Here is a 14711-nt window from a genome sequence, read left to right on the forward strand (position 1 = left end):
ATGCTTTCCAACCCTAATATCGACCTGGTGTCGCGCTTTCTTCGCCTGCCTCTGGAACAACGCCAGCAGTTCTATCAGCGTCTGCAGGGCCGGGGCATGAGTTTCGCTCAACTGCCGATTGCCCCGACGCGTCACGACAGCGACACAGTACCCTTGTCCTACGCCCAGGAACGCCAGTGGTTTCTCTGGCAACTGGACCCCGACAGCGCCACTTACCATATCCCCGGCGCCTTGCGCTTGCATGGGCGGCTCGACCTGGCGGCCCTGCAGCGCAGCTTCGACAGCCTGTTGGCCCGTCACGAAAGTCTGCGCACGCAACTGATCGAGGACGGCGAGCAGGTGCGCCAGGCCGTGCTGCCCGAGGCGCGGGTGCAGATCCGGAAGGCGCAGATCGATGAAGCACAGTTGATGGCGCGCGTGGAAGCGGAGGTGGCCCAGCCTTTCGATCTGCTCCAGGCGCCGCTGCTGCGCGTGACCCTGTTGCAACTGGCTGAAGATGACCATGTGCTGGTGATGGTGCAGCACCACATCGTGTCCGATGGTTGGTCGATGCAGGTGATGGTCGAAGAGCTGGTGCAGTTGTATGCCGCCTACAGCCAAGGCCAGGACCTGCAACTGCCGGAACTGCCGATCCAGTACGCCGACTACGCCCTGTGGCAGCGCGGCTGGATGGAAGCGGGGGAGCGGGCGCGGCAACTGGCCTATTGGCAGGCGCTGCTGGGCGGTGAACAGCCGGTGTTGGAGTTGCCGCTGGACCGCCCGCGCCCGGCGCAGCAAAGCCATCGCGGCGCGAGCTTGCAAGTGCATCTGCAACCCGAGCTGGTCGCCGGCCTCAAGCGCCTGGCCCAGCAGGAGGGCGTCACCCCGTTCATGCTGCTGCTCGCGTCGTTCCAAACCCTGTTGTATCGCTACAGCGGGCAGTCGGACATCCGCATCGGCGTGCCGATTGCCAACCGCAACCGCGTCGAAACCGAGCGGCTGATCGGGTTTTTCGTCAACACCCAGGTGCTCAAGGCTGACCTGGACGGGCAGATGAGTTTTGTCGAGCTGCTGCAACAGACCAAGCAGCGCGCCCTGGAGGCCCAGGCCCACCAGGACCTGCCGTTCGAACAGTTGGTGGTGGCGCTTTCGCCTGAGCGCAGCCTGAGCCATAACCCGTTGTTCCAGGTGATGTTCAACCATCAGACCGACGCCCAGGGCGCGCGCGACGGCCAGGCATTGCCGGGTCTGCGCGTGGTGGAGCTGGACTGGGACGGCCAGACCACGCATTTCGATCTGAGCCTGGACACCCACGAGTCAACCGACGGGCTGTGGGCGGCGTTGAGCTACGCCACCGACCTGTTCGACGCCGCGACCATCGAGCGCCTGGCGCAGCACTGGCAGCAGCTGTTGCAGGCGGTGGTGAGCGCGCCGCGCAACCGTCTGGCCGAGCTGCCGATGCTGGGGGCCGCCGAGCAGCAGCGCATGCTCCAGGACTGGAATGCCCCGGCCTGCGCCCGTGCATTGCAAGGCGTGCACCGCTTGTTCGAGGCCCAGGCCGCCGAGCAGCCCGAACGCCAGGCCCTGGCCCTGGATGATCAAACCCTCAGCTACGGCGAGTTGAACCGCCAGGCCAACCGCCTGGCGCACTACCTGATGGCACAGGGCGTAGGCCCGCACGCATTGGTCGGGATCGCCGTGGAGCGCTCTTTTGCCATGGTGGTCAGCTTGCTGGCGGTGCTCAAGACCGGCGCCGCCTACGTGCCGCTGGACCCCGAGTACCCGCGCGAGCGACTGCTGCACATGCTTGAGGACAGCGGCGTGCGCCTGGTGTTGACCCAGTCGCACCTGCGCGAGCGGCTGCCATTGCCGGCGCAGGTGGACGCCGTGGCGATCGACCTTGTCCAGGCGCAACTGGCGTTGTGTGCGGAGCACAATCCATCCGGCGATGTCGAGCCGCAAAGCCTGGCCTATGTGATCTACACCTCGGGCTCCACCGGCAAGCCCAAGGGCGTTGCCATCAGCCACGGCGCGTTGAGTGAGTTCGCCGGCATCGCCGCCGAGTACTCGCACCTGGTCGCGCAGGATCGGGTGTTGCAATTCGCCACCCTGAACTTCGACGGCTTCGTCGAGCAGTTGTACCCGGCCCTGACCCTCGGCGCTACGGTGGTGCTGCGCGGCCCGCAGCTGTGGGACGGCGCCGAGCTGTACCGGCAGATCATTGCGCAGGGCATCACCCTGGCCGATTTGCCCACGGCGTACTGGAAGCTGTTTTTGCAGGATTGCCTGGCGGCGGGCTCGCGGCCTTACGGCGCCTTGCGCCAGGTGCATATCGGCGGTGAAGCCATGCCCTTGGACGGCCCGCTATTGTGGCAACGCGCGGGCCTGGGGCATGTGCGGCTGCTCAACACCTATGGGCCGACCGAGGCCACCGTGGTCTCCAGCGTGCTGGACTGCACCGACCCCAACGTCATCAGCGGTGTCACCGCCAGCCCCATTGGCCGCGCAGTGCCTGGGCGTGGCTTGTTGGTGCTTGATCGCGACCTGAACCTGTTGCCGATCGGTGCCGTGGGCGAACTCTACATTGCCAGCGCCAGCGGCCTGGCCAGCGCTTATCTGCAGCGTCCGGGCCTGACTGCCGAGCGTTTTGTGGCCAACCCGTTCAACGCCTGCGGCGAGCGGCTTTATCGCACCGGCGACCTGGCGCGTTATCGCGCCGATGGGGTGGTGGAGTACGTCGGGCGGGTCGACCATCAGGTGAAGATTCGTGGGTTCCGCATCGAACTGGGCGAAATCGAAACCTTGCTGCTGGCCCAGGACAGCGTGCGTGAAGCGCTGTTGCTGGCCGCCGACAATCAGCTGCTGGCCTATCTGGTGCCTGCGCAGCCGTTGAGCGAGGCGGAGCGCGAAAAAGCCGGCGAGCAGTTGCTGATCATCCTGCGCGCACACCTGCCGGATTACATGGTGCCGGCGCACCTGATCTTCCTCGAACGCATGCCGCTCAACCCCAACGGCAAGCTGGACCGCCAGGCCCTGCCCAAACCCGAGGCCAACGCGGCGCAACCGGGCTGGCTGGCGCCGGTCACGCCGCTGCAGCAACAGATCGCCACGGTCTGGGCGGATATTCTCGGTGTCGAGAAGGTCGGTTTGAACCAGCATTTCTTTGAACTGGGCGGGCATTCGTTGCTGGCGATGCAAGTAGTGTCGCGCATTCGCCAGGCATTGCAGCTGGAGGTGCCGCTCAAGGCGTTGTTCGAATACCCGCGACTGGATGCATTTGTCGCGGCATTGCAGGCCCAGGACAGCCAGGTGCCGACCGCGCCAGCCTTATTGCCGACTGGGCGCGAGCACCCCTTGCCGCTGTCCTACGCCCAGGAGCGCCAGTGGTTTCTCTGGCAGTTGGAACCCCACAGCGCCGCGTACCACATCCCCAGTGCGCTGCGCCTGAAAGGGCAGTTGGACCTGGACGCGTTGCAGCGCAGCTTTGATGCGTTGCTGGCCCGGCATGAAAGCCTGCGCACTCACCTGCGCCAGGATCACGCGCGCACGGTTCAAGTGATCGAGCCGCTGGCGTCGTTGCAGATCGCGCACGCCGAGGTCGACGAGGCCGACCTCAAGGCACAGGTCGAGGCGCTGATCGCCCAGCCGTTCGACCTCGAACGCGGCCCATTGCTGCGCGTGTCGCTGCTGCGCCTGGCTGCGGATGAGCATGTGCTGGTGCTGGTGCAGCATCACATCGTCTCCGATGGCTGGTCGATGCAGTTGATGGTCGAGGAACTGGTGCAGCTGTATGCGGGCTACAGCCAAGGCTTTGATGTGCAACTGCCGGCGCTGCCGATCCAGTACGCCGACTACGCCGTGTGGCAGCGCAACTGGATGGAGGCGGGCGAAAAGGACCGCCAGCTGGCGTACTGGCGCGACCGGCTCGGCGGCGAGCAAAGCGTGCTGGAGCTGCCGTTCGATCACCCGCGCCCGGCCGTGCAAAGCCACCGTGGCGCGCGCCTGGCCTTCGAACTGGCCCACGAACTGAGCCACGACCTCAAAGCTCTGGCCCAGCAACAGGGCGTGACCCTGTTCATGTTGCTGCTCGCGTCGTTCCAGACCTTGCTGCACCGCTACAGTGGCCAGGAAGACATCCGCGTCGGCGTGCCCATCGCCAACCGCAATCGCAGCGAAACCGAGCGTCTCATAGGCTTCTTCGTCAACACCCAAGTGCTCAAGGCCGAGCTGCACGGCCAGATGAGCGTCGAGCAGCTGTTACAACACACCCGTCAGCGCGCGCTGGAAGCCCAGGCCCACCAGGACCTGCCGTTCGAACAGCTGGTGGAAGCCCTGCAACCGGAGCGCAGCCTGAGCCACAACCCGTTGTTCCAGGTGATGTTCAACCACCAGACCGACGTCGGCCAGGCCCAGGTCCAGCAGCAATTGCCGCGGCTTCTGGTAGAAGGGCTGGAGTGGCAAAGCAAGACCGCGCATTTCGACCTGGACCTGGATATCCAGGAGTCCACCGAAGGTATCTGGGCCACCCTCGGTTATGCCCAAGACCTGTTCGACGCCAGCACCGTGCAACGTATGGCGCGCCACTGGCAGAACCTGTTGCAGGGCATGGTCGCCAACCCTCGGCAGCAGCTTGGCCAGTTGAGCCTGCTGGACGCCGCCGAGCAGCAACAGATCCTGCAACTGTGGGACCGTACTGAATCCGGCTTCTCGGCCCAGCGGCTGGTGCATGAATTGGTGGCCGACCGCGCCCGCGAAACCCCGGACGCGGTGGCGGTGAAGTTCGCGAACGAGCAGCTCACCTACGGCCAACTGGACCGCCAGGCCAACCGCCTGGCCCATGCGCTGATCGCCCGTGGCGTCGGCCCGGAAGTGCGGGTGGCCATCGCCATGCCGCGCAGCGCCGAGATCATGGTGGCCTTCCTCGCCGTGCTGAAGGCCGGGGGCGTGTACGTTCCGCTGGATATCGAATACCCGCGTGACCGCCTGCTGTACATGATGCAGGACAGTCGCTCGCGGCTGCTGCTGACCCACTCGGCGGTGCAACACCGCCTGCCGATCCCGGAAGGCCTGCAAGCCCTGGCTGTGGATCAGCTACTGGCTGGGTGCGATGCGCATGACGCGGCGCCGAATGTGGCGCTGCACGCCGACAACCTCGCCTACGTGATCTACACCTCCGGTTCCACCGGCATGCCCAAGGGCGTGGCGGTGCCTCACGGGCCGTTGGTGGCGCACATCATTGCCACTGGCGAGCGCTATGAAACCAGCCCCGCCGATTGCGAACTGCACTTCATGTCGTTCGCCTTCGACGGTGCCCACGAAGGCTGGATGCACCCCTTGATCAACGGCGCCAGTGTGCTGATCCGCGACGACAGCCTGTGGTTGCCGGAATACACCTACGCACAGATGCACCGTCACAACGTGACCATGGCGGTGTTCCCACCGGTGTACCTGCAACAACTGGCTGAACACGCCGAGCGCGACGGCAACCCACCGGCGGTGCGCGTGTACTGCTTCGGCGGTGATGCGGTGGCCCAGGCCAGCTATGACTTGGCCTGGCGCGCACTGAAACCGACTTACCTGTTCAACGGCTATGGCCCCACCGAAACCGTGGTCACGCCGCTGCTATGGAAGGCGCGCAAAGGCGACCCGTGCGGCGCGGTGTACGCGCCCATCGGCACCTTGCTCGGCAACCGCAGCGGCTACGTGCTCGATGCCCAACTCAATCTGCAACCCATCGGCGTGGCCGGCGAGCTGTACCTGGGCGGCGAGGGCGTGGCGCGGGGTTATCTGGAACGCCCGGCATTAACCGCCGAACGTTTCGTGCCGGACCCGTTCGGCAAGCCCGGCAGCCGTGTGTACCGCAGCGGCGACCTGACCCGTGGGCGTGCGGATGGCGTGGTGGACTACCTCGGCCGCGTCGATCACCAGGTGAAAATCCGCGGTTTCCGTATCGAACTGGGCGAAATCGAAGCGCGCCTGCGTGAGCAGGACAGCGTCGGCGAAACCGTGGTGGTGGCCCAGGAAGGCCCGACCGGCAAGCAGTTGGTGGCCTACGTGGTGCCGCTGGACCCGGCCCTGCTCGACGATGCCGTCGCCCAAGCCAACGGCCGCGAAGCCCTGCGCCGCGCCCTGAAGACCCGCTTGCCGGACTACATGGTGCCCACGCACCTGATGTTCCTCGAACGCATGCCGCTGACCCCCAACGGCAAGCTCGACCGCAAGGGCCTGCCGTTGCCGGATGTGAGCCTGATGCAGCAGGTGTATGTGGCGCCGCAGAGTGAGCTGGAGCGCAAAATCGCTGCGATCTGGTCCGACGTGTTGCGCCTGCCGCAAGTGGGCTTGCATGACAACTTTTTCGAGCTGGGCGGCGATTCGATCATTTCGATCCAGGTGGTCAGTCGCGCGCGTCAGGCCGGGGTGCGGTTCTCGCCCAAGGATCTGTTCCAGCACCAGACCGTGCAGAGCCTTGCGGCCGTCGCCCGGGAAGGCGAGGGCGCAGTGCTGCTGGATCAGTCGGCGCTGAGCGGCGCGTTACTGCTGCTGCCGGTACAGCAGGCGTTTTTTGCCGATGACATACCCCAGCGCCACCACTGGAACCAGTCCGTAGTGCTGCAACCGCACCAACCGTTGCAGGCACCGCTGCTGGTGGCCGCACTCGAGGCGCTGATCGTGCATCACGATGCGCTGCGCAGCACCTTTGTGCACGGGCCGGCGGGTTGGAGCGCGGCATATCGCGAGCCGCAACAGCACCAGGCCGACCAGGTGCTGTGGCAGACCCGTTTGAATAGCGTCGAGGAACTTGAAGCCCTGGGCGAAGAAGCCCAGCGTAGCCTTGATCTGAGTGCCGGGCCATTGTTGCGCGCGGTGCTGGCGCAGTTGGCCGACGGTTCCCAGCGTTTGTTGCTGGTCATCCATCACCTGGTGATCGACGGCGTGTCCTGGCGCATCCTGCTCGAAGACCTGCAAAGCACTTACCAGCAACTTGCCCAGGGCGCCGCCGTGCAACTGCCGGCCAAGACCAGCGCCACCCGTGCCTGGGCCGAGCGCTTGCAGACCTATGCGCGCAGCACCGCCCTGCAACACGAGCTGGCCTGGTGGCAGACGCACTTGCAGGGCAGCCCGTCCGGCTTGCCGGGCGCAGACCCGCAGGCCAGCCTGAGTAACCACCTTGCGCTGAGTGTGACCACGCATTTGGACCCGGCCTACACCCGGCGCCTGCTGCAGGACGCGCCGAGCGCCTACCGAACCCAGATTAACGACCTGTTGCTGACCGCCCTGGCCCGTGTGATCACGCGCTGGACCGGCGACGAGTCGATGTTGATCAGGCTCGAAGGCCACGGTCGCGAAGACCTTTTCGATGAGATCGACCTGACCCGCACCGTCGGCTGGTTCACCAGCCTGTACCCGTTGCAACTGCTGCCTGCCGCAACCTTGGCCAGCTCCCTGAAACAGATCAAGGAACAACTGCGCGCTGTCCCGGCCAAAGGCCTGGGCTTTGGCGCATTGCGTTACCTGGGCGATGCCGAGGCCCAGCGGGCATTGGCCGCGTTGCCGCGCCCACGCATCACGTTCAACTACCTGGGGCAATTCGACGCCAGCTTCGACAGCGCTGAGCAAGCAGGGCTGTTCGCGCCGTCCGATGACGCCAGCGGTGCCGAGCAAAGCCCGGAGGCGCCACTGGGCAACTGGCTGGAAATCAACGGCCAGGTGTATGGCGGCGAGCTGAAGCTCAATTGGAGTTTCAGCCAGGCCATGTTTGCCCAGGCGACTGTCCAGCAACTGGCCGACGAGTACGCCGAGGAACTCAAAGCCCTGATCGACCACTGCTGCACGCCTGCCAACCAGGGCGTGACGCCCTCCGACTTCCCGCTGGCACAGTTGACTCAGCACCAGCTTGACGACTTGGCGCTGAACGCGGTCGAGGTCGAAGACTTGTACCCGCTGTCGCCCATGCAGCAAGGCATGCTCTTCCAGTCACTGTATGGCGAAGGTTCGGGTGACTACATCAACCAGATGCGCATCGACGTGCACGGCCTGGATGTATCGCGCTTCCACCAGGCGTGGCAGGCGGCGGTCGAGCGTCACGAGATCCTGCGCAGCGGGTTTGTCTGGCAGACCGCGCTGGAGCAGCCGCTGCAGGTGGTCTACAAGCAGGCACGGCTGCCGTTTTTCGAGCTGGATTGGCAGACCCGCGAGGACACCGCCCAAGCTCTCGACAGCCTCGCCGAATCGGCACGGGCCCAGGGCTTTGTGCTGGAACAGGCCCCCCTGTTGAGCTTGACGGTGGTGCGCACCGGCGCGTCGAGTTATCACTTGATCTACACCAACCACCACATCCTGATGGACGGCTGGAGCGGTTCGCAGTTGTTCGGCGAGGTGTTGCAACACTATGCGGGTGAGCCGTTGCCAGCGCCGACCGGGCGTTATCGCGATTACATCGCATGGCTGCAAGCCCAGGACAAGGCGCTCAGCCAGGCGTTCTGGAAAGACCAGTTGATGAACCTGCAGGAACCCACGCGCCTGGCACGGGGCACACATGCCCAGCCAGACGTGAGCCTGGCGGTCAACGGTGAACATCGCCTGGGCCTTGACGCGCCGCAAACCGAACGCCTCAAGGCATTCGCCCAGCGCAACAAAGTGACCCTCAACACCCTGGTGCAAGGTGCCTGGCTGTTGCTGCTGCGCCAGCACACCGGGCAAGCGACCGTGGCGTTCGGCGCCACGGTGGCGGGGCGCCCGGCGCAACTGCGCGGGATCGAACAGCAGGTCGGTTTGTTCATCAACACCTTGCCGGTGGTGGCGACCCCGGATGCACAGATGTCGGTCAGCCAGTGGCTGCAGCAGATCCAGCAGCAGAACCTGGGCTTGCGTGAGCAGGAACATACGCCGTTGTTCGAGATCCAGCGCTGGGCCGGCCTGGGCGGCGAGGCGCTGTTCGACAGTATTCTCGTATTCGAAAACTACCCGGTGTCAGAGGCCCTGGAGCAGGGCGCACCGTCGGGGCTGCGCTTTGGCGCGGTGCACAGCCTGGAGCAGACTCACTACCCATTGACGGTCTTGTTGGCGCTGGGCGACAGCCTGGGTGTGGAGTTCAACTACGATCGCCAGGCCTTCAGCGCGGCGCACATCCAGCGCCTGGCCGAGCATTTCCAGCAATTATTGCTGGCATTGGCCGACGATGCTTCCCAACGCCTCGGCGCATTGCCGTCCATGCCCGCAGCCGAGCGCGAGACAGTGGTGCGGGCCTGGAACGCCACGGCGGTGGAGTATCCGCTGGATCAAGCGGTGCACCAGTTGATCGAGGCCCAAGCGCAGCGCACACCCCAGGCCCCGGCCTTGGTGTTCGCCGGGCAGACCTTGAGTTATGCACAATTGAATGCGCGGGCCAATCGTCTGGCTCATCGCCTGATGGCTGCCGGCGTCGGCCCGGATGTGCTGGTGGGGCTGGCGCTGGAGCGTTCGATCGAAATGGTCGTCGGCCTGTTGGCGGTGCTCAAGGCGGGCGGTGCCTATGTGCCGCTGGACCCGGAATACCCGCGTGAGCGCCTGGCCTATATGCTGCAGGACAGCGGTGTGCAACTGCTATTGACCCAGGCCCACTTGCAGGCGCAACTGCCGGTGCCGGCGGGGATGCAAAGCCTGGTGCTGGAAAGCGGCGATGCCTGGCTGGACGCCTTCAGCGCCCACAACCCGAACATCGCGGTGCAGGGCGAAAACCTCGCCTATGTGATCTATACCTCCGGCTCCACCGGCCAACCCAAGGGCGCCGGCAACCGCCATCGTGCGCTGACCAACCGCCTATGCTGGATGCAGCAGGCGTATGGCCTTGGCGCGCACGACAGCGTGCTGCAGAAAACCCCGTTCAGCTTTGACGTGTCGGTGTGGGAGTTCTTCTGGCCATTGATGACCGGCGCACGGCTGGTGGTGGCCGCACCGGGCGACCATCGTGACCCGGCCAGGCTGGTCAGCCTGATCAACGCACAGCACATCACCACGCTGCACTTTGTGCCGTCCATGCTGCAAGCCTTTTTGCAGGACGCGGACGTCGCCTCATGCCACAGCCTGCAGCACATTGTGTGCAGTGGTGAAGCGCTGCCTGCAGACGCCCAGCAGCAGGTCTTCGCCAAGCTGCCCCGCGCCGGGTTGTACAACTTGTATGGCCCGACCGAAGCGGCGATTGACGTGACCCACTGGACCTGTGTCGAGGAAGGCCGCGACGCCGTGCCGATTGGCCGGCCGATCGCCAACCTGGCGTGCTATGTGCTCGACGACAACCTGGAACCGGCACCGGTCGGTGTGTTGGGCGAGTTGTACCTGGGCGGTGTGGGCCTGGCGCGGGGGTATCACCGTCGCCCGTCGCTGACCGCCGAGCGCTTTGTGACGGACCCGTTCGGCAGCGGCGCGCGCTTGTATCGCACCGGCGACCTGGCGCGTTATCGCGAGAACGGCGTGATTGAATACGCCGGGCGCATCGACCATCAGGTAAAACTGAGGGGGCTGCGCATCGAGCTGGGTGAAATCGAAGCACGCCTGCTGGCGCTCGACAGCGTCCGCGAAGCGGCGGTGCTGGCCGTCGACGGTACGCATCTGGTGGGTTACCTGGTGCTGCAGACAACTCAGGAGGATTGGAAGACGCAGGTGGTTGCGCACCTGGCCGAGCAGTTGCCGGATTACATGGTGCCGGCGCAGTGGGTGCTGCTGGCGCAGATGCCGCTGAGCCCGAATGGCAAGCTGGATCGCAAGGCATTGCCCAAGCCGCAGGCCCACTGCGCCGAGCAGTACCAGGCACCGCATAGCGAACTCGAACGGCAGGTCGCGGCGATCTGGAGCGAGGTGCTGGACGTGGAGCGCGTGGGGCTGCACGACAACTTCTTCGAATTGGGTGGCCATTCGTTGCGGGTCCTGATGCTCAAGGAGCGCATCCGCAAAGTCAGCGGCGTGAACGTGTCGGTCAGTCAGTTGATGCTTAACCCCACCGTAGCGGGTCAGGTCAGATGCGTGCAGGGCGATAGCCGCACGTCGTTGATCGTCAAGCTCAACCAGCAGACCGAAGGCACGCCGTTGTTCCTGTTCCACCCAAGTTTCGGCTCGGTGCATTGTTACACCGCAATTGCCCTGGCACTGCGCGAGCAGCGCCCGGTATTGGGGGTGATGTGTCGTGCCTTGGCCGAGGACGGCGCAGCGGTGCCGCACTGGCAAGTGATGGTCGAGGATTACACCGCACAACTGTTGACGGCCCAGCCTGAGGGGGCGTTCCGTCTGGCCGGTTGGTCGTTGGGGGGCAACCTGGCGATGGAAGTGGCGCACGGCCTGGAACAGGCGGGGCGTGACGTGGAGTTCGTGGGGTGGATCGACGCCGCACCGCCACAGTGGGTCAAACCCTACTGGGACGCGGTGGACCTCGGGGACGATCGTGAGGTGTCAGCCAACGAGCGCCGCGCCGCTTTACTGGGCGTGATGTTCCCTGAGTTCGCCGACGCGATACAGCGCGCCTGGGCGCAGTGCCAGCGCGATGCCGAGGACGAAGCGGGACAATGGCAAGGGTTCGTGAGCTGGGCTGAGCAGGCTTTGGGTGAAACCTTTATCGCGATCAAGGAGCAATTGCTGCACGGTAACGAAGCGCAGATTGCCTGGGACGTCGACCAGGCGCTGAGCGAACGGATGGTGGCGGCCGACTTCAAACCGATCAAGGCACCTGTCAGTTGCTGGTGGGCGTCCATGAGCCGGGCAGGGCGCTTCAGGGAACTGATCGAACAGCAGATGGCGACAGTGATCAGCCAGGGACGCATCGAGCGTTCGGTGATGATCGAGACGGACCACGACGGCATTGTCGACAGTGCCGTGTTCATCCGCAGCTTGGCGGAAGCGATGGGGTAACCCGTATCCAATGTGGGAGGGGGCTTGCCCCCGATTGCGGTGTCACAGTCAACAGATGTATTGACTGACACACTGCCATCGGGAGCAAGCCCCCTCCCACATTTGGAGCTTCATTACTCCGCCGATTGGGGAGCTTGCCGCAGTGCGATCAGAGTCCCAGCGATGCTGACCATTACGAGGCGGATCAGGACGGCATTATCCAATGTGGGAGGGGGCTTGCCCCCGATTGCGGTGTCACAGTCAACAGATGTATTGACTGACACACTGCCATCGGGAGCAAGCCCCCTCCCACATTTAGAGCTTCATTACTCCGCCGATTGGGGAGCTTGTCGCCGTGCGGTCAGAAGTCCCAGCGAGTGCTGACCATCACGTTACGCGGCTCGCCGTAGGCGGCGGAGTTATAGAAACCGACATTGGTGTAGTAGGACTTGTCGAAGATATTGTTGAAGTTGACCGTCGCCGACAGGTTCTTGGTGACCTGGTAACGGGTCATCAGGTCCACCAGCCAGTAGGATTCCTGGGTGATGTCCTGGTTGGTTTCGAGCGGCCCGTTCCAGATCTCGTTCCAGCCCTTGGTCTGCCAGCGTACGCCGCCGCCGATGGTGAACTTGTCCAGGTCACCCTTGAGCTTGTAGGTGGTGTTCAGGTTGACCTGATGCTCAGGTTCGAAGGTGGAGATCTTCTTGTCGTCATCATCGCGCACGATCTTGTGGGTGTAGCCACCTTGCACTTGCCAGCCTGGGCTCAGTTCACCGGAGATTTCCGCTTCGTAGCCTTTGGTCACGGCCTTGGAGCCTTTGAACGCATAATTTTGCGGGGTCGGCGTCTGGTTGTTGTACGCATCGTCCGAGATCGCGCGGTTGGTCTCGTGCACTTCGAAGTAAGCGATGCTGGTGTTCAGGCGGCCCTCGAAGAATTCGCCCTTGAGGCCAATCTCGTAGTTTTGCCCTTCGTCCGGTTCCAGCAGTTTTTCGTTGCGATCCTTATAGGTACTTTCCTGCGGCTGGAAAATATCGGTGTAGCTGGCGTATGCCGAGAAGTTCTCGTTGAGGTCGTAGATCACCCCGGCGTACGGGATGAACCGGCCGGTTTCCTTGTAGGAAGGGTTATTGCCCGTCACATGGTAGTTGGCCACGCGCCCGCCGAGGATCACGTTCAGGTCATCCATCACGTTCAAGCGTGTGGTCACGTAGTAGCCTGTCTGGCGGATGGTGTCGTCGATGTACTGCTGGGCCGGGCCGTAGATCGGCTTGGAGATATGGCCATTCCAGTTATAGAAATCGACTTTATTGCCCCCCGGCCATTCCGGCGACCAGTAACCCTTGCCCTGCCAGCGCGAGGTACCGATCGAACCGCCCACCACCAGCTCATGTTCGCGGCCGAACAGGCTGAAAGGCCCGGTAGCGTAGAGGTCGGCGGAAGTGCTTTTGGTTTCGCCGGTGTATTTCTGCCCGTTGATTTCAGCGGTGCCATCGGCTGCCGGCTGGACGAACTGGATCGAACCGAGGTCGGCGTGATAGCCGTTGATCTTGTGGTCGAGCTGGAACTTGGTCACCCAGCCGTCGCCCAGGTCATGCTCGAGCATGGCGAACGCGGTACGGGTGTTCTGCTCCCAGGAACTCCAGGTGGTGCCATTGTTGTAGGAGCGCGGCATCTTGTTGATGCTGCCGTTGGAATTGACCAGCGGGAAGGAGCCGGACCAGCTCGAACCCTGCGGAACGTTGTCCTGGTAATCGAAGCCCACGGTCAGCATGGTGTCGGGGGACAGGTCGAATTCGGTGATGCCGTAGTAGGTTTCGGTCTTGCGCGAGTAGTGGTCCATGAAGGACTTCTTGTCCTGGTAAGCGGCGACCGCACGCCCACGCACATTGCCGCTGTCGGTCAGGGGGCCGCTGACATCCACTTCGCTGCGGTAGTTGTCCCAGGAACCGGCGCCCAGTTGCACGTGCCCTTTGAAATCCGCCGTTGGCTTCTTGCGGATCAGGTTGATGGTTGCCCCCAAAGAGCCTGCCCCATTGAGCAGGCCGGTAGCGCCCTTGAGCACTTCAACCCGGTCGTAGATCGCCATGTCGCTCAAGGTGTTGCCCGCCGAGTAACCGACGTTACGCACGGTGGACGGAATGCCGTCGTACTGGAAACTGTTGACCGAGAAACCACGGGAATAGTAGTTGGTACGGTCGCTGTCATAGGCCGACACCGTGATGCCCGGGGTGTGGCGCATCACGTCATCCATGTTGTTGAGGCCGAAGTCTTCGATGTGCTGGCGGGTGAGCACTGTGATCGACTGCGGGGTTTGCCGGGGTGTCAGGGTCAGGCGCGTGGCGGTGGCGATGGTGCCCGGAGTATAGGAACCCGAGCCTTCAGTGATGTTACCCAGGTAGTTGCCGGTTACCTGGGTCGGGCTCAGCTCCAGCCCGCCACCCGCGCTGGCAGCAGCCACGGTCAAGGTATTGCCGTTGAGGCTGTAGGTGGTCTGGCTGCCTGCCAGCAATGCATCGATGGCCTGCTGCGGCTGCAGCTTGCCCTTGATGGCCCGGCTGTTCTTACCCTGCACATCGCCAGGGCTGTACAACACTTGCACATTGGTCTGGCGCCCGAATTCCTGCAGCGCGCTCCCCAGCGGCTGGGCAGGAATGTTCAACTCGATCTCCTGGGCCTGTACATAGCCTGCAATCGGCAGCGACACCGCCAGTGCCAGGGCACTCGGAAGAAGGTTCATGTTCAGGGCCCTGCGCATGGATAACACTTTGCTCAGGGGGCTGAGACCGAGTCGTGCTGGCATGGATACTTTCTCTTCTAGGTTTTAAGTGGGCAGTTATACGTATCTATTGATGTTAATTCTCATTACCACTAGT

General features: G+C 63.8%; 2 protein-coding genes. One reads left to right on the forward strand and one right to left on the reverse strand.

Features of this window, described 5'->3' with window-relative positions:
- On the forward strand, positions 1 to 11856 hold the full coding sequence (locus tag C4J91_RS12190) for a non-ribosomal peptide synthase/polyketide synthase (RefSeq protein WP_124362548.1): 11856 nt from the start codon (positions 1 to 3) through the stop codon (positions 11854 to 11856).
- A 340-nt stretch (positions 11857 to 12196) separates the two neighbouring features.
- Here the strand turns inward: C4J91_RS12190 and C4J91_RS12195 are convergent, their stop codons facing one another.
- Positions 12197 to 14638, reverse strand: a complete 2442-nt coding sequence (locus C4J91_RS12195; protein WP_124362549.1) for a TonB-dependent siderophore receptor — start codon at positions 14636 to 14638, stop codon at positions 12197 to 12199.
- Positions 14639 to 14711 lie beyond the last annotated feature (73 nt).

Origin of the sequence: Pseudomonas sp. R3-52-08 (genome assembly GCF_003851745.1) — a bacterium.
In the GTDB taxonomy this organism is placed as follows: Bacteria; Pseudomonadota; Gammaproteobacteria; order Pseudomonadales; family Pseudomonadaceae; genus Aquipseudomonas.

What these genes read in the sequence shown, in the direction of transcription:
- C4J91_RS12195 (WP_124362549.1), bottom strand. Translation starts at nt 14,638, where the DNA reads ATGCCAGCACGACTCGGTCTCAGCCCCCTGAGCAAAGTGTTATCCATG.
- C4J91_RS12190 (WP_124362548.1), top strand. Translation starts at nt 1, where the DNA reads ATGCTTTCCAACCCTAATATCGACCTGGTGTCGCGCTTTCTTCGCCTG.